The organism is Dehalogenimonas sp. 4OHTPN (assembly GCF_040448695.1).
Classification (GTDB): Bacteria; Chloroflexota; Dehalococcoidia; order Dehalococcoidales; family Dehalococcoidaceae; genus Dehalogenimonas.
The window spans coordinates 1,268,737-1,284,446 of record NZ_CP159307.1; the positions used below are offsets into that span (position 1 = coordinate 1,268,737).

Annotated in this window: 17 protein-coding genes and 4 tRNA genes; 11 read left to right on the forward strand and 10 right to left on the reverse strand. The window is 58.8% G+C overall.

Annotated elements, in window-relative coordinates; all coding sequences use genetic code 11:
- Positions 1-104: 104 nt before the first annotated feature.
- The 4 genes from crcB (at position 105) to ABV300_RS06565 (ending at position 3,059) form a co-directional block, all read left to right on the forward strand.
- On the forward strand, positions 105-458 hold the full coding sequence (gene crcB, locus ABV300_RS06550) for a fluoride efflux transporter CrcB (RefSeq protein WP_353715374.1): 354 nt from the start codon (positions 105-107) through the stop codon (positions 456-458).
- A gap of 8 nt (positions 459-466) precedes the next feature.
- Entirely contained in the window at positions 467-811 is a 345-nt protein-coding gene (locus ABV300_RS06555) for a DUF190 domain-containing protein (protein WP_353714086.1), read from the forward strand.
- A gap of 35 nt (positions 812-846) precedes the next feature.
- Entirely contained in the window at positions 847-2,082 is a 1,236-nt protein-coding gene (locus tag ABV300_RS06560; RefSeq protein WP_353714087.1) for an exonuclease SbcCD subunit D, read from the forward strand.
- Between the two features lie 284 nt (positions 2,083-2,366).
- The gene (locus tag ABV300_RS06565; RefSeq protein ID WP_353714088.1) at positions 2,367-3,059 is read left to right on the forward strand and encodes a pseudouridine synthase; all 693 of its coding nucleotides are present in this window, start codon (positions 2,367-2,369) and stop codon (positions 3,057-3,059) included.
- 8 nt (positions 3,060-3,067) lie between these two features.
- Here the strand turns inward: ABV300_RS06565 and ABV300_RS06570 are convergent, their stop codons facing one another.
- The 3 genes from ABV300_RS06570 to hpt all read right to left on the reverse strand — a co-directional run bounded on the left by ABV300_RS06570 (position 3,068) and on the right by hpt (position 6,045).
- Entirely contained in the window at positions 3,068-3,754 is a 687-nt protein-coding gene (locus ABV300_RS06570; protein WP_353714089.1) for a phosphoribosyltransferase family protein, read from the reverse strand.
- Positions 3,755-3,824: 70 nt separating this feature from the next.
- Complete coding sequence (gene ade / locus ABV300_RS06575; RefSeq protein ID WP_353714090.1) at positions 3,825-5,513, reverse strand: adenine deaminase; 1,689 nt, start codon at positions 5,511-5,513, stop codon at positions 3,825-3,827.
- Positions 5,485-6,045, reverse strand: coding sequence for a hypoxanthine phosphoribosyltransferase (gene hpt / locus ABV300_RS06580; protein ID WP_353714091.1), 561 nt, complete (start codon positions 6,043-6,045; stop codon positions 5,485-5,487). Before hpt ends, ade begins: the two co-directional genes overlap by 29 nt.
- A gap of 133 nt (positions 6,046-6,178) precedes the next feature.
- Here hpt and ABV300_RS06585 point away from each other — a divergent pair, with 133 nt between their 5' ends.
- Together ABV300_RS06585 and ABV300_RS06590 are read left to right on the forward strand one after the other, a co-directional pair.
- The gene (locus tag ABV300_RS06585) at positions 6,179-7,096 is read left to right on the forward strand and encodes an ABC transporter ATP-binding protein (protein ID WP_353714092.1); all 918 of its coding nucleotides are present in this window, start codon (positions 6,179-6,181) and stop codon (positions 7,094-7,096) included.
- Positions 7,093-8,175, forward strand: a complete 1,083-nt coding sequence (locus tag ABV300_RS06590; protein ID WP_353714093.1) for an ABC transporter permease — start codon at positions 7,093-7,095, stop codon at positions 8,173-8,175. The genes ABV300_RS06585 and ABV300_RS06590 overlap by 4 nt, the downstream gene beginning before the upstream one ends.
- A 56-nt stretch (positions 8,176-8,231) precedes the next feature.
- Here the strand turns inward: ABV300_RS06590 and queA are convergent, their stop codons facing one another.
- Positions 8,232-9,269 carry a tRNA preQ1(34) S-adenosylmethionine ribosyltransferase-isomerase QueA gene (gene queA, locus ABV300_RS06595; RefSeq protein ID WP_353715375.1) on the reverse strand — a complete coding sequence of 346 codons (1,038 nt, stop codon included), beginning with the start codon at positions 9,267-9,269 and terminating at the stop codon, positions 8,232-8,234.
- A gap of 83 nt (positions 9,270-9,352) precedes the next feature.
- On the opposite strand from queA, the gene surE reads away from it, so the two are divergent.
- From surE to panC, 5 genes are all read left to right on the forward strand, one after another.
- Positions 9,353-10,144: a 5'/3'-nucleotidase SurE gene (gene surE / locus ABV300_RS06600; RefSeq protein ID WP_353714094.1), complete on the forward strand. Its 792-nt coding sequence runs from the start codon at positions 9,353-9,355 to the stop codon at positions 10,142-10,144.
- 241 nt (positions 10,145-10,385) lie between these two features.
- On the forward strand, positions 10,386-11,255 hold the full coding sequence (locus ABV300_RS06605; RefSeq protein ID WP_353714095.1) for a Rossmann-like and DUF2520 domain-containing protein: 870 nt from the start codon (positions 10,386-10,388) through the stop codon (positions 11,253-11,255).
- On the forward strand, positions 11,252-11,629 hold the full coding sequence (gene panD, locus ABV300_RS06610; protein WP_353714096.1) for an aspartate 1-decarboxylase: 378 nt from the start codon (positions 11,252-11,254) through the stop codon (positions 11,627-11,629). Before ABV300_RS06605 ends, panD begins: the two co-directional genes overlap by 4 nt.
- 48 nt (positions 11,630-11,677) lie before the next feature.
- A complete protein-coding gene (gene panB, locus ABV300_RS06615; protein ID WP_353714097.1) occupies positions 11,678-12,523 on the forward strand; it encodes a 3-methyl-2-oxobutanoate hydroxymethyltransferase in 846 nt (281 codons plus the stop codon).
- Positions 12,510-13,343, forward strand: a complete 834-nt coding sequence (gene panC, locus ABV300_RS06620; RefSeq protein ID WP_353714098.1) for a pantoate--beta-alanine ligase — start codon at positions 12,510-12,512, stop codon at positions 13,341-13,343. The genes panB and panC overlap by 14 nt, the downstream gene beginning before the upstream one ends.
- On the opposite strand, the gene ABV300_RS06625 is transcribed toward panC, so the two are convergent.
- The 6 genes from ABV300_RS06625 to ABV300_RS06650 all read right to left on the reverse strand — a co-directional run bounded on the left by ABV300_RS06625 (position 13,330) and on the right by ABV300_RS06650 (position 15,647).
- Positions 13,330-14,574, reverse strand: coding sequence for an MFS transporter (locus ABV300_RS06625; protein WP_353714099.1), 1,245 nt, complete (start codon positions 14,572-14,574; stop codon positions 13,330-13,332). The two genes, panC and ABV300_RS06625, sit on opposite strands and share 14 nt — an antisense overlap.
- 49 nt (positions 14,575-14,623) lie before the next feature.
- Positions 14,624-14,698, reverse strand: a tRNA-Asn gene (locus ABV300_RS06630).
- A 9-nt stretch (positions 14,699-14,707) separates the two neighbouring features.
- Positions 14,708-14,781: transfer RNA gene (locus tag ABV300_RS06635), tRNA-Gln, on the reverse strand.
- Between the two features lie 22 nt (positions 14,782-14,803).
- Positions 14,804-14,891: transfer RNA gene (locus ABV300_RS06640), tRNA-Leu, on the reverse strand.
- Between the two features lie 31 nt (positions 14,892-14,922).
- Positions 14,923-14,998: transfer RNA gene (locus ABV300_RS06645), tRNA-Phe, on the reverse strand.
- Positions 14,999-15,059: 61 nt separating this feature from the next.
- Entirely contained in the window at positions 15,060-15,647 is a 588-nt protein-coding gene (locus ABV300_RS06650) for a hypothetical protein (RefSeq protein WP_353714100.1), read from the reverse strand.
- Positions 15,648-15,710: the final 63 nt, after the last annotated feature.

Genomic DNA, 15,710 nt, shown 5'->3' on the forward strand with positions numbered 1-15,710 from the left:
TGAGAATCATCCATTTCATTACCAGCAGTCGAGATCGGCACACGACATAGAAGAAACACTAATTCTTCCGGGAGTTTCAGTTGACAACTGCTTTACTTGTAGGGTTGGGCGGATTTATCGGTTCCGCGTCCCGGTACTTGATAAGCGGGGCGGTTCAGAAATACGCTTCCAATAGCTGGTTCCCGTATGGGACTATGACGGTTAACATCCTGGGTTGCCTGATTATCGGCCTCCTGGCCGGGCTGGCTGAAAGCCGCGGCATTTTCACTTCGGAGTCAAGGGCGTTTGTATTCATCGGGGTGCTCGGCGGCTTTACCACATTTTCCAGCTTTACCTACGATACCACCTCTCTGATTCACAACGGGCAATACATCGGTGCTGCCGTAAACGTTTTAACCCAGGTAGTTATTGGATTAGCCGCGACTTTTATCGGATATTACGTAACGGCGCGATTGTAGGAGCATCAATGAATTTACCGAACGAGGGACAACTGCTTCGCATCTTTATCGGCGAAACCGACAAACACGATGGGATGCCTTTATATGAATGGATAGTGCGGGAGGCGCGGAAGGCCGGGATTGCCGGGGCGACGGTTTTTCGGGGAATTGCGGGCTTCGGGGCCGGGTCAAGGATCCACACCACTAACATCCTTAGACTTTCACTCGACCTGCCAATTGTGGTCGAAATTGTGGATACGCCTGAAAAAATTGAGTCATTCATCGGTTTTCTCGATCCGGTTGTCACCGAAGGCCTGATGACGGTGGAAAAAGCCAGCGTCAAATTTTACCGCGCCGGAAACAAGAAAAGGTAATTTGGATCCTTACTTTCGTATAAGATGACAAAACGATGAGAATCATCCATTTCGCTGACCTGCACCTGGGGGTCGAGGTCTACGGCAGGCCCGACGCAGCGACGGGGCTTGATACCCGCCTGCTGGACTTCCTGGCGGCGTTTGACAAGCTGACGGACTACGCCGTTGCCGAGAAAGTGGACCTGGTGCTCTTCTGCGGCGACGCCTTCAAGAGCCGCGACCCGTCACAGACCCAGCAGCGGGAGTTTGCCCGCCGCATCAGAAGGCTTGCGGACGCCGGAATCCCGGTCTTCCTGCTCACCGGCAACCACGACCTGCCGGCCACCTCAGGACGCGCCACCTCAACAGAGATCTACGACACGCTGCGCATACCCAACGTCACCGTGGCGGCGCAGGCAAAGGTATACAAAATCGAGACGGCCTCCGGGTCGCTGCAGGTGGCGGCGCTGCCGTGGCCGCGCAAGGGTTCAGTCGAAAGCAAGGCGCAGGCCGAGGGCCAGAGCCTGTCACCTGATGAGTTGAAGGCCAAGATCGAGGCCGGTTTGACGGCTAAGATACGGCAGATGGCGGATAGCCTCGATCCGATTGTTCCCTCGATACTGGCTGCCCACATCTGGGTTGACGGCGCGGCGACGGCGTCGGAGCGGAAGTATATCCTCGGCACAGAGCCTACCGTTATGTTAAGCAATATCGCTCTGCCCACCTTCGATTACGTGGCTTTGGGACACCTGCACAAGCGCCAGGAGCTTGCCCGGAACCCGCCGGTGATTTACAGCGGCAGCCTGGAGCGGCTGGATTTCGGCGAAGAGAGGGACGACAAGGGGTTCTACGTCATCGAGTTTACAAAGGACAGCGGGCGTAAGCACACCGACTACCATTTCCACAAACTCAACGGGCGGCGGTTCCTGACGCTGGAAAAGACCCTCTACGAGGGAGAACTTGATCCGACTTCATCGGTCTTGAAAATGTTAACCGACCGCAGCGACGATATTGCCGGGGCTGTTGTACAATTGAAGTTGAAGATGCCGGAGCCGGTCGCTCCCCTGCTGAGGGAGGCCGAGATCAAGAACGCTCTCAAGGACGCGTATTACTTCGCCATAGCCCGCGAGGTTGAGCGGCAGGCGCGCAACCGGCTGAGGGCGGAGCATGATGAATCCTTGACGCCGTTGCAGGCGCTGGATAGGTACCTGGCGATGAAAGGCGTATCTGAGGCGAGAAAGAAGGAATTGATGAGTAAAGCGGCGGAGTTGATGGCGGAGGTAGAGTTATAAAGCGCGAATCAGCCTCCAAAAGGCATATCGGGTTCCCCGCCGGCGCGGGGAGCGCAAAGAATAGTCAACCCCGGGGGCGGCAGCAGGCCGGCCTGGTGCCGGCGCGGGCCGATTTAAGACCTGGCGCAGCAGACCCTGGGCAAGATATCTCTCCTCTGCGGCGGGCTTCTCAAAGCAAGGGGGAGGTTCCCTTCCCGCAGCGGCGGGCGGGCGGGCGTTCATCCGGGCCGCGGCTGAAGCGGCCGGCGGGTAAAATCCCAGGATCTACTTCAGGACCGCCTACCTTGCTCAAGACGCTGCGGGACGCGGGGCTGGGATCCCGGCGGGACCTGGCTGAGGCGATCAAAGCCGGGCGGGTCAAGGTTAATGATACAGTCGCCGAGAGCTACAGCCTGCCGCTCAAGGACAGCGACAGAATAGTCTTCGACGGCCGGGAAGTCCCCATTGCCAGACTGCATAAGATCTACCTGGCGCTCAATAAGCCCGCCGGCGTCATCACCACCACCGATGACGAGCAAGGCCGGCAGACGGTGCTCGATTTATTGCCTGAAGAGTATAAAAAATACCAGTTGTTTCCCGTCGGGCGGCTGGACGAAGATACCACCGGGCTGGTGCTTTTGACCAACGACGGCGCGCTGGCCTACCGGCTGACCCACCCGCGTTTTGAGGTGGAAAAGGAATACCTGGTGGCTATCGACAAAGCGCTTTCCGCCGACCAAATCGAGCAGATCGAAGCCGGCATCGAACTCGATGACGGCCTGAGCGCGCCGGCCAGGGTCAAGCCGGTCATCCACCCGCCCTACAACTACCGCATCATCATCCGCGAAGGCAAGAAGCGCATCGTGCGGCGGCTGTTCGCCGCGGTAGGGCAGCAGGTCAGGGAACTGAAGCGCATCCGCATCGGGCGGCTGAAGCTGGATAATCTGAAAGAGGGTTCGGTCAAGCGGCTGACGGGCGCGGTCGCCCACAAAATTTAGGAAAACTGCTACCCCTTGTTCTTGAACCGCCTCATTTCCCATTCCTTGAGGCACTTCAGGCCTTCGTCGTCGGAGACGGTGTTCCAGTAGCGGTAGTAGTAGGAAACATAGAACTTGGGCGCCAGCGCCGTTTCCACCGTCACAATCCGGTCAGCCACTTTCTCAACTTTGCGCACCGCCATTTCCGATGCCACCGGTACGGCGACGATAATCCGCGCCGGGCGGCGGCGGCGGACGGACTCCACCGCGGCCATCATGGTGTAGCCGGAAGCCAGGCCGTCATCAACGATGATGACCGTCTTGCCGGTGACGACCGACAGGGGCCGAGTTCCCCGGTAGAAGATGCTGCGCTTCTGAATTTCATTGCGGACGCCGGCCACCTGGTAATTGATTTGCGACGGGGTCAATTTCAGGTCACGGACCAGATCATGGTTCAAAATAGTCGTCCCGTCATCAGCCACGGCGCCGAAGCCGCCTTCCGGCCGCAGCGGGATGGGAATTTTCCGGGAGATAACGACGTCCAGCTCAGCGCCCAGGGCAAGGGCTACCTGCAGGCCTATCGGCAGGCCGCCGTTGGGAATAGCCAAAACGATCGTCGCTTCGTTTTTATAGGCAGAGAGCTTTTCGGCCAGCTGTTTGCCGGCGTCGAAGCGGTTTTCGAAGATTGGGTCGCGATTGGCTTGTCTGTAGACCATGAGCGGAACCCTTCTTGAATACTAATTAAGACATCCGAGCTTTTTTCGCCATGCTCCGGTTGGCATTGGATCAAATCAGCTTGAAGGCAGCGACGTCTACCATGCCTTTATCGGTGATCTTGAGTTCCGGGATGACCGGCAATGCTAAGAAAGACAGTGCGGCAAAGGGGGCGGTCAGCCTGGCGCCGATGTCCCTGGCGGCGGCCTCCACCGCTTCGAAGCCTTGGATGACTTTATCCAAAGGTTCCGAGGACATCAGACCGGCAAAGGGCAGCGGCAAGGACTCGAACACTCTGCCTCCTTCGGCCACGGCCAGCCCGCCGCCCATAGTAACGACCGCCTGGACGGCGGCGCAGATATCATCGTCGGTGGTGCCGACGCAGACGATGTTGTGGGAGTCATGGGCCACCGAAGATGCCAGCGCGCCCCGCGACAGGCCGAAACCGCTGACCAAACCTTTGCCGATATTGCCAGTGGCGTGATGCCGCTCGACGACGACGAGTTTGAGGATGTCCCGCTCGAAGTCCGGCACCGATTTAACCGTTTCCCGAAGGTAGCGGGTGACAATCTGGCCCGGTATGACCCCGACAACCGGCACCGTCTCCGGCGACAGGTCCATGGCGAGGCCGGCCGCCGCGAAAGGGGCGACGTTCATGCTCCGGCGCAGGCGCGACGGGGCGCGGACACGAGGCTTAAACAAAGCTTCGCCGTTACGGGCAATCAGCTTGCCGCGGAAAAATACTTGCTTTATGTTAAATGATTTCAGGTTATCGACGACAAGAAGATTGGCGGCGTAGCCGGGAGCAATGGCGCCGGCCTGCCGCAGGCCGAAATACTCCGCCGGGTTGATCGTCGCCAGTTGAACGGCCCGCACTGGGTCCAGTCCCAGGGCGATGGCTTTGCGGACGACGGCATCCAGATCACCGTCCCGGCGCAGATCCGAACAACTCCGGTCGTCAACTACGAACATGCAGCGCTTGTAAGTCTTGTCAGTCACCAGCGGCAGCAGCTCGGCCAGGTTTTTCTCCGTCGAGCCCTCGCGGATCATGATGTGCAGACCGCGGGCTAGTTTCTCACGGGCTTCCGCCAAACGCGTGGATTCGTGGTCCGAGCCGATGCCCGCCGAGATGTAAGCGTTCAGGTCACGGCCGGAAAGCCCCGGGGCATGACCGTCGATGATCTTACCTTCCGATGCTTTGAGCTTATCAAGTACTAACGCGTCGGCGAAGATAACGCCGGGGAAGTTCATCATCTCGCCCAGTCCGATAACACCGCCCTGCTTGAGCAGACGGACGATCTCCCTGGCGTCAACGGCTGAGCCCGACGTCTCCAGGTGGGTGGCTGGGACGCAGGACGGCGCCATAACGTACATATCCAGCGGCAGCTTTTTGGCGGCCTTGAGGATGTATTTGATGCCGTCCAGGCCGACAACATTAGTCAGTTCATGCAGGTCGGTAACGACGCCGGTGGTGCCGCGGGCTGCAACGGCCCGGGCGTACTGGCCGATATCGAGCATCGAGGACTCAATGTGAGTGTGGCCGTCGATGAGGCCGGGCAGCAGGTATTTGCCGCCGAGGTCGATGACCTCTTTTGCCTCGGAATAATCGCCCACTCCGGCAACGACCCCATCGCAAACGGCGACGGCGGTTTTCTCTATCTCACCATCGAAAACGTTGACCACTCTGGCGTTTATGAACAGGAGGTCCGCTGGCTCCAGGCCGCGGGCAACGTTAATCGTCCGATGCAAGCTGTCTTTCAACGGGCGCCTCCTCCAAAGTGTAGATCTGCGGCAGTTGGCGGTAGCGCTGGGCGAAGTCAAGTCCGTAGCCCACCACGAATTTGTCTGGAAGAGTGAATCCTGAGTAGGCGACTTCAACTTTGACCTGGCGTCGGGCAGGCTTATCCATCAGGGCGCATACCCTGACCGAAGCCGGGCGGCGGGCGGCGAGGAACTTCAACAGGGCATCAAGACACAGGCCGGTATCGATTATATCTTCAACGACCAGGATGTGGCGGCTCTCTATAGACGCTGCCGGAAAAGCTGTCACCTCGACTTCGCCGCAGGTGGTTACCCCATCTCCGTAGGACGACAGGCCGATGAAGTCAACCTCCGCCGGAATGGTCAATTCCCTGATAAGATCGGCAAGGAAAACGACCGCGCCTTTGAGCACGCCGATGACCAGCAGCTCTTTTCCGGCGTAATCAGCGGAAATGCGCGCCGCCAGCGCGCGTACCATGGCGGCGATATCTTCACGGGAATACAAAAGCCTGAGGTCAAAGCTGCCGGTCACGGCTCCAAATTATAGACATCAGACCAGTATATGTCTACCCAAAAGGCTATGTTCCTCGATTTAAACCGCGTGTTATAATAACCACGGTTTTATTAATCTTTTTCAGAATCAGATAACCTGCAAAGGAGTCAGTGTGGTTATCAAAGTTGAAAACCTAGTCAAGGTTTACGGTCCGATTCGGGCCGTTGACGGCATCAGTTTCGAGGTCCAGCGCGGTGAAGTTTTCGGCATGCTCGGCCCGAACGGCGCCGGCAAGACAACCACCGTGGAAATTATCGAAGGTCTTCGTAAGGCTGATTCCGGCACGGTGACCGTACTGGGCATGGACTCGGAGCACGCTTCGATGGCTATCAAACAGAGAATAGGGGCGCAGCTTCAAACGCCGTCACTGATGCCTTCACTCACAGTTGAGGAACTGCTCGATGTCTTTGCCGGGTTCTACGACCGTTCGCTGCCGATAGATGAGCTACTGGGGATGCTGTCATTGACAGAGAGTCGGAAAGTGGTGGTCAAAAACCTTTCCGGCGGCCAACTGCAGCGCCTTTCGGTGGCGATGGCGCTGGTCAACGATCCGGAGATTGCCTTTCTAGATGAACCGACAACGGGCCTCGACCCGCAGGTGAGGCGCGGCATGTGGCAGGTTATCGAAGACATGAGAGCCAAGGGCAAAACGATCTTTTTAACGACCCATTACATGGAAGAGGCGGAGAGACTGTGCGACCGCATCGCCATCATAGATCATGGCAAAATCATCGCCCTGGATACGCCGCGAGGTTTAATCAATGCCAACTTCCACGATAAAGCGGTTCAATTTGAACTCGACCCCAGACCCGAGACGGAAGAATTGCTGGCTTTCCCGGGAGCCACCAGCGTGGCTTCAGACCTGAATGAAATCGTCATTTATTCCGACGATATCCCGGCCACCATGTCCGCGACCCTCAAGTACGCCGAAGGCCGGGGCATCACCTCTTCACTCAAAGACCTACGTGTGCGAGAGGCTTCCCTGGAGGACGTATTCCTGAAACTCACCGGGAGGAAAATCAGAGAATGACCGCTTTCAACAAACTCCTGGTAGCCAACTTCAAACAATTCATGCGGGATAAAACCGCGGTCTTCTTCACCTTCGCTTTCCCGCTGATTTTCATCTTCCTTTTCGGTATGGTTTTCGGCGGCGATAACATGGTCAACTACAACATCGGGGTGGTGCGGCAAGATGACTCGACCACCGCCGTTCACATCAGCGAAGCCTTGCACAACGTGCCTATTTTCACCATCACTGAAGGCGATTTGGACACAACTCTGGATTCTTTGAAGAGCGGCGACCTGGCCGCGGTGGTGGTCATTCCAGCCGGTCTGGATGACGCCATCGGTTCCGGTACCGCCGCGGCGGTCACTCTTTATCACGACCCGTCCCAGACAACGACCAGTCAAGTCATCATTCCTGTGCTGCGGCAGTTGGTAGACGAATTCAACCGCCAGATCACCCAGGCGCCGGTGGTATTAACCCTGGCTGAAGAGTCCATCCTGGCTGCCAACCTCAGTTTCATAGATTTCTTCGTCCCGGGCATCTTGGCGCTGTCCATCATGCAGAGCGGCTTGTTCGGCGTGCTGCCTCTGGTCGAATGGCGCGAAAAGAAGGTGCTGAAACGCCTCGGCGTGACGCCCCTGACCCGCGGCGTCGTCGTTGCCAGCCAGCTCATCTTCCGCCTGGGGATTGCCGTCATCCAGGCGGCGATAATCATCGGCGTTGCCTATGCTGTCTTCGGCGTGCCGGTCCTGGGCAACTGGTTTTTACTCGTCGGGCTGGTCATGCTTGGAACTTTGCTGTTCATCGCTCTGGGTTACGTAGTCGGAGCCAGAGTCAAAACCGTCGAAGGCGCCACGCCTATCGTCAACCTGATTTCATTTCCTATGATGTTCCTGTCCGGCATCTTCTGGCCGGTGGAAATGATGCCTGATTTTATCCGGCCGGTAATCACTGCCATGCCGCTGACTTACCTCGGCGACGCTTTCAGGCAGGTGATGGTAAATTCGCCGCCGCTGTATTCCATGGGCATAGACATCGCCGTCATGGTCGCCTGGCTGGCAGCATGCATGTTCCTGACGGTCCGCTTCTTCAAATGGGAATAGACCTCCAGTATAAAAAGGCCGACCTAAAAGGTCGGCCTTTTTTGTTCCCGCCGGATCTAAACAATCAGCATGCCGTCGCCGAAGCTGTAAAACCGGTACTTCCGGGCGACAGCGGTGTCGTAGGCTGCTCTCAACCTGTCCCAACCGGTGAATGCCGCGGCCAGCATTAGCGGTGTGCCTCGGGGCAGGTGGAAATTGGTCACCAGACAGTCGATAACCCGGAACTCGAAACCGGGCAGGATGAAAAGTTCCACCCAACCCGCGAAAGGTTTCAGCGGCAACCCATTTTGTCCGGCCGCCCACTCCAAAGTCCGCACCGCAGAGGTGCCGACACCGAAAATCCGCCCGCCTGAAGCTTTCACCTCGTTAATGGCAGCGGCCGTTTCCAACGGCAATACGGCGTACTCCCGATGGATGGGGTGCTTCGACGGGTCTTCTTCCTTGACAGGACGGAAAGTATCCAAACCGATGTGCAGGGTCACGAAAAGAAGCTTCACTCCTTTGGCCTCGATAGCCGCCAGAAGTGACGGCGTGAAATGCAGCCCGGCTGTCGGCGCGGCGACTGAACCGGCGACCCTGGAATAGACCGTTTGGTAACGCTCCACTTCGGTTTCGGTGAGCTGGTGGTGAATGTAGGGCGGCAGCGCCAGGATGCCGAGTTCGTCCAGGCGGGCTTCATCGGAAATCCGGAGGGTCGCGGTGCCGTCAGCGTCTTTATGCAGCAGTTCCAGGGTGACTCCAGCGGCAGTACCCGATTTATCGTAAAGCTCCACCACGCTACCGATACCGAGGCGTCTGGCCGGTTTGATGAGCGCCTGCCACTCTCCGGGGGCGCGGCGCAGGAGGAGCAGCGCCTCGACGCGGGCGCCGGTATCCTTTTTACAGCCGAACAGTCGGGCGGGGATCACCCGGGAATCGTTGAAAACCATGGCGTCGCCCGGCCGCAGGTAATCGAGGATGTCGGAGAAGCGGCGGTGCTCGATAGCCCGGGAAAGGCGGTCGAGGACCAGCAGCCGTGAACTGTCCCGGGGCTCAGCCGGGGTCTGGGCGATATATTCAAGCGGCAGATGATAATTGAAATCAGAGGTTCTCAAAGCGGTCAATTATAGCGGTTCGGCGGCTTCCACCGCCACGGGCCGGTTTACCCTTTGGTGCCGATGTGTTATCCTAACCTCCCGTGAAAATACTCATCTCTAATGACGACGGCATCCATTCCGCCGGACTGTGGACCCTGGCCAGCCATCTCAACACCATAGGCCGGGTTACCATTGTCGCGCCGGACCGGGAGCAGAGCGCCACCGGCACCTCTCTGACCCTGCGCCACCCGCTGCGCGTCGGCAAAGTGACCTCGCATGTCGGCGGCATCGAGTGCTGGGCCACCGAGGGACTCCCCGGCGACGCGGTGATCCTGGGACTGGAACGGGTAATGGAGAAGCCCGTCGGTCTGGTGGTTTCCGGCATCAATAACGGCCCAAATGTCGGCGATGACGTCCTGATATCAGGCACTGTCGGCGCGGCGCTGCAGGCGTATCTGAGAAACATCCCTGCCGTCGCCGTGTCCACCTTCAACATCGAGTCGAACAACCATGAAACCCCGGCCCGTCTGGCGGCCATCATCGCCGCCGACATCGCTTCCGGCCGCCTTTCCGGCGATATCTTCCTGAACGTCAATGCACCAGACATACCGCTTGACCGGATCAAAGGCGTCAGGCTCTGTCACCTGGCCCACAAGACCCACATCGACACCGTCAAGGAAGGTCACGACGGCCGCCGCGAGTTCTACTGGCTGGTGCGCCGCAAACTGGATTCCGAAGCCGCCGCCGGCACCGATATCAAAGCTATCGAAGAAGACTGCGTCTCAGTCACCGAACTCCACGCCGACCTGTTCAGGAAACCGCCGATTCCCGGCCTAGAAGTTCTTTGTGACGAATGGTTCGGCAGGCTTACCAGCAGCTCCATTTCCAGATAGCAGCTGGTATATCCTTCCTCACATTCATCTTTGCAGAAATGATCAGGGGCTGACCGCCCAATCATGGTTCAACGAGCCACCACGAACGGTCTTTTCTGCTCTCAGGTTTTACCTCGCAGGGACTCTTGGGATATAATGACGTTATAAACAGTCCGCTTGTATCCTTCTTTTGAAGGAACGAGACGGCAATAGCCCGGAAGGAATGCCTTCCCTGCTTTTGCCGGGGAGGCATCAGCGTTTTATGACGGGCGGCGATTTAAAGATCGGCATCATCGGCGCCGGAAAGGCGGGCACCGCCCTGGCCATGGGCCTGTCGCGGGCCGGCTACACTGTGGCCGCCGTCGCCAGCCGCAGCCCGGCTTCAGCCTACAAACTGGCTGACCGACTGCCTTCAGCCATCGCCTTCGACAAGCCGCAAGGCATCTGCGAGGCGGCCGATGTGGTGTTCATCGCCGTTCCCGACGCCGCCATTGGCGGGACAGCCGCGGCGCTTACGGCCCGGCCCGGGGTGATGGCCTGCCACGTCTCCGCGGCGACGCCTCTCGATGTCCTCGAGCCGCTAAGAGTGCAGGGAGCGATCACCGGCGTATTTCATCCGCTGCAGGCTATCGGCTCCCGCGCCGAGGCGGAAATTCTGCCCGGCATCACCTTCGCCATCGAAGCCGAGGAGCCATTGAAGGCGCTGCTCCAGCAGATGGCTTCGCGGTTGGGCGGCCGCAGCGTGGAGCTTTCCGGCGCCGACCGGGTTTTGTACCATGTGTCGGCGGTCATGGCTTCCAACTACCTGGTGACTCTCGTCGCCCTGGCCGCCGGGCTGTGGCAGGGCTTCGCCAACCGGGAACAGGCCGCCAGGGCCCTGGTACCCCTCATCCGCGGCACACTGGACTACATCGAGAATATCGGCATACCGGAATGCCTCACCGGGCCGATCGCCCGCGGCGACACGGCCACCATTAAGCGGCACCTCGAGGCGCTCGTCGAAAATGCCCCGCAGACGTTGGATATTTACCGAAAACTCGGACTGGAAACCATACCCGTCGCCGCCGCCAAAGGCGGCATTGATGAGGGAAAAGCCGCCGAACTCAGAGCATTACTGGAGAAGAGACTATGAGAACGATGCTTAAGAGCAAGCTGCACCGGGCGCGGGTCACCCGCTGCGACCTGGAATACGAGGGCAGCATCACCATTGACCGCGACCTCTTGAAAGCCGCCGATATCCTGCCGTTCGAGCAGGTGCAGGTGCTCAATTTGAACAACAGCGCCCGATTCGCCACCTATGCTATCGAAGGCGAGGCGGGCTCTGGCGAGATAGGCCTCAACGGCGCCGCCGCCCGCTGCGCCTGTAAAGGTGACCTGGTCATCATACTAACTTATGACCAGGTGGCTGAGGATCAGCTTTCCAGCCATATGCCTACACTGGTTTACGTAGACGAAAATAACCGCATTACCTCGGTGAAGCAGGCTATCGGCGCGATTTCTTTCTAATAACTCTTATGGATTCCCGCCTTCGCGGGAATGACAAAGGAGCCTCAGATGAGAACCACCGTCCAGCAGGTCAAGGACTACAAAGCCAGGGGCGAGAGGTTCGCCATGCTTACCGCCTACGACTATTCGACGGCGAAAATCATCGACGCCGCCGGAATCCCGATCATACTGGTCGGGGACTCCCTGGGCACAGTAGTCCTCGGATATGAATCGACCATACCGGTGACCATGGACGATATGATCCACCACACCAAAGCCGTCGTCCGGGGCTCTAGTAAAGCCATGGTAGTGGGCGACATGCCGTTCATGACCTATCACATCACCATCGAGGAGACAATGCGGAACGCCGCCCGCTTCATCCAGGAGGCCGGCGCCCAGGCGGTCAAACTCGAAGGCGGCATCACCATAGCCGACAAGGTAAAAAAACTGGTCGACTGCGGCATACCTGTGATGGGCCATATCGGCCTCACCCCGCAGTCGGTCAACCAACTATCCGGCTATAGGGTGCAGGGCCGGACGCCGGAGGCGGCCAGGAGACTGCTGGCCGACGCCCGGGCTCTGGAAGCCGCCGGAGCCTTCGCCATCGTCTTGGAGACGATGCCGTCCGAGCTCTCGGCCTATATCACCTCAAGAATCAATATACCTACCATCGGAATCGGCGCCGGGCCCGGCTGCGACGGCCAGGTGCAGGTCATCTCCGACCTGCTGGGCCTGTTCACCGACTTCGTGCCTAAACACGCCGGCCGCTACGATAAGCTGGCCGACGAGATCGCCGAAGCGGTGACAACCTACGCCAGCGACGTGAAGAGCGGGGTGTTCCCAGCCGCCGAACACGGTTTCGACATGAATGAGGCGGTCATCGAAGACCTGCGGCGGGAAGATGAAAGTACTTAGGTCGATCAGCGCGTTACGCGATTACCGGAAACAATTGGCGGGGAGCGTCGGGCTGGTGCTGACTATGGGTTTCCTTCATGAGGGACACCTGTCCCTGGTACGCAGGTCGAAGGCCGAGTGCGAGTATACTTTTGTCAGCATCTTCGTCAATCCCACCCAGTTTGGACCGGACGAGGATTTCGGCGCTTATCCCCGGGACACTAACCGGGATCTAAAGCTGCTTGAAAACACCGGCGCCGACGCCGTGTTTTTACCCGGCGCCGGGGAAATGTATCCCCCCGGCGCCGATACTGTCGTCGTGCCCGGAAAAACCGCCCATAGGCTGGAGGGCGCCGCTCGGCCCGGCCACTTCCGCGGAGTAGCCACCGTCGTCCTCAAGCTGTTCAACTTGATCCAGCCGCAGCGAGCCTACTTCGGCCAGAAGGACGCCCAGCAGGCGGCGGTCATCAGGAAGATGGTCGCCGACCTCGACGTGCCGGTCGAAATCGCCGTCATGCCCACGGTGAGGGAAGGCGACGGCCTGGCCATGAGCAGCCGCAATACCTATCTGAATCCGGCCGAACGTGAAGCCGCCACGGTGCTCTACCGGTCATTGAAGCTGGCTGAGGAACTGATCAACGGCGGAGAGAGGGACGCCGAAATCGTCCGGCAGCGGATGACAGAACTGATCTCAGCTGAACCGCTTGCCCACATCGATTATGTTTCGGTGGCCGACGCCGGCAGCCTTGATGAGCTGGCTTTCGTTATCAGGCCGGCCTTGGTATCTCTTGCTGTCCGTATCGGGCGGACGCGGTTAATCGACAACGTCACACTGACTTAGCCGGCTTGACCAGCACCATCAATCCGAGCATCGCCAGGAACGCCATTGCCGCGCCGAAGAAGAACGGGCTGGCGGGTGACACCTCCTGCCACAGGAACCCGGCAATAAGGCTGGCCGGTAGCAGCAGCAGTCCCAGCACGCCGTGGTACATGCCGAAGGCGGTACCCCGCTTCTCCGGCGGTACCAGGTCGGCGACGAAAGCCTTAGCCACCCCCTCCACGATGCCGTAATAGACGCCAAAGACGGCGAACAGCAGCCAGATATGCCAGCTGGCGCCGGCGGCGGCGAATCCCAGATACGCGGCGGCGTAGATGCCCCAGCCGATCATCATCAGGGTTCTGCGGCCAAGCCGGTCTGACAGGACGCCGGCCGGCGTCGCCGCCAGCATATAGGTGATGTTGAAGACAACCAGCATCAGGGTGACATCGAGGACGGAATTGCCCAGATTTTGCGCCCGGAGGATGGCGAAGAAGCTCGACGAATTGCCCAGGGTGAAGATGCCGAGCACCAGCAGGAACAGCTTGAATTCCCGGCTCATGCCATTGACCGTATCGCGAAAGCCGGTCTTTTCGACCTCAACCCACGCCGCCCGGCGGGGATCCTTGACCATAGTGGCCAAAATGACGACCGAGATGACGGCCGGGATGACGCCGATGACGACCAGTAGTCGGAAAGTGTCCTGGGTCAGATCGACACTGCCGCGCTGGGTCAGGTAGATAACCGTCGCGGCGATGAACAGGCCGAGGAAAGCCCCCGCCGAGTCCATGGCTTTGTGCAGGCCGAAACTGCGCCCGCGTTCTTTTGGTTCGATCGAGGCGGCGATGAGGGCGTCCCGCGGCGAGGTGCGCAGCCCCTTGCCCAGCCGGTCGGCGAAACGGATGCCCAGCACGGCGGTCCAGTGCCCGGCCAGGTACATGAACGGCTTAGCCAGCGTCGACAGCCCGTAGCCGGCTATCGACAGTGCCTTGTAGCGGCGCAGCCTGTCGGCCAGCCGGCCGGAGTAAATCTTGACCAGGGCCTCGGTAGAATCCGACACGCCGCCGACCAGGCCGATTACGGAGGGGGCTACGCCGAGGACGTTGGCCAGGAACAGCGGCACCAGGGTAAATATCATCTCCGACGAGATGTCAGTGAAAAAACTGGTCAGGCCAAGATAGAAGACGTTGGGGCGCACGCCGAGGATCTTTTTCGAGTCAGAGGCAGGTGGCACGGTGGCATCGAGATTCGGCATAGCCATATCTTAACAGAGCCGAACCTGAGGTAAAATGGCTAAAAAAAATTGGCTCCCGAGGAAGGATTCGAACCTTCGGCCAATCGGTTAACAGCCGACCGCTCTACCACTGAGCTACTCGGGAGTGTGGGTCTGGCTGCCGAGCCAGGATTCGAACCTGGGCAAAAGGATCCAAAGTCCTCTGTGCTACCACTACACAACTCGGCAAGGCTTTTCATCAGCTCAAAGCTGGTGCCGAAGGTCGGACTCGAACCGACACAGGAGTTGCCCCCTAGCAGTTTTTGAGACTGCCGCGTCTACCATTCCGCCACTCCGGCAAAAAGCCGAATGTTGTTAAAGATCAGGGGGTGGTGCCGAGGCCCAGACTTGAACTGGGGACACGCGGATTTTCAGTCCGCTGCTCTACCAACTGAGCTACCCCGGCGCGAACAACGCTTGTTATTGTATCGGTTTGGAATTGCCCGGTCAAGCGTTGGCGCCTTAGGTTAAATACCGCCGTACCGGGTAAAAATGATGAGAACGATTAAAGAAGAAAGGGCGGAACCGATTGCCACCTGGGCGGCAGTATGCTGCCCGAGATGCACCCGGGCCCAACCCATCAAAGGGATGAGCGACAAAGAAGGAACCGCCCAAGCGCCATAGAGGAGATGCAACACCGTCACCAGTGCCGCAACCGTTGACGCATGAACTGAAATTTTCCACCAAAGATTGATGAAAGCGAAACTGACTATGGAAGCCAGACCGGCGATCAGGGCGGCAGTTAAGAGCTGCGGGGCATTCAACCATGTCAGGATGAAGATCCCCAGGACGTTGAAGAAAAGCCCGACGACATAGATCCGGTGGCGCTGGTGCCGCCGGTTTGAGAAAAGGGCATCCATGCGTCCCGTTCTGACCAGATAAACGGCGATGAGTAGCGGCGGCACGAAGCACAGACCGGTCACCGCAATAAACCATTTCAGTGCTTCAACCGCCGAACCGGCAGCCTCCGATGCTACTAAACCCAGGATGATCAATCCCGCTGCCAGGGGATTGAGCCCGTCGGAAATCAAATTGGCGATTCTTGTTTTGGTCAATTCTGCCCCTGATCTGAAACGCGCCATTATAGCATACCAGCCAGCCAGCGGCGGTTCTCTTAT

Coding starts and splice junctions, on each gene's coding strand:
- ABV300_RS06555 (WP_353714086.1), top strand. CDS start 467: ATGAATTTACCGAACGAGGGACAACTGCTTCGCATCTTTATCGGCGAA.
- ABV300_RS06590 (WP_353714093.1), top strand. CDS start 7,093: ATGACCGCTTTCAACAAACTCCTGGTAGCCAACTTCAAACAATTCATG.
- ABV300_RS06605 (WP_353714095.1), top strand. CDS start 10,386: ATGACGGGCGGCGATTTAAAGATCGGCATCATCGGCGCCGGAAAGGCG.
- ABV300_RS06570 (WP_353714089.1), bottom strand. CDS start 3,754: ATGGTCTACAGACAAGCCAATCGCGACCCAATCTTCGAAAACCGCTTC.
- panD (WP_353714096.1), top strand. CDS start 11,252: ATGAGAACGATGCTTAAGAGCAAGCTGCACCGGGCGCGGGTCACCCGC.
- panB (WP_353714097.1), top strand. CDS start 11,678: ATGAGAACCACCGTCCAGCAGGTCAAGGACTACAAAGCCAGGGGCGAG.
- panC (WP_353714098.1), top strand. CDS start 12,510: ATGAAAGTACTTAGGTCGATCAGCGCGTTACGCGATTACCGGAAACAA.
- ABV300_RS06560 (WP_353714087.1), top strand. CDS start 847: ATGAGAATCATCCATTTCGCTGACCTGCACCTGGGGGTCGAGGTCTAC.
- ABV300_RS06625 (WP_353714099.1), bottom strand. CDS start 14,574: ATGCCGAATCTCGATGCCACCGTGCCACCTGCCTCTGACTCGAAAAAG.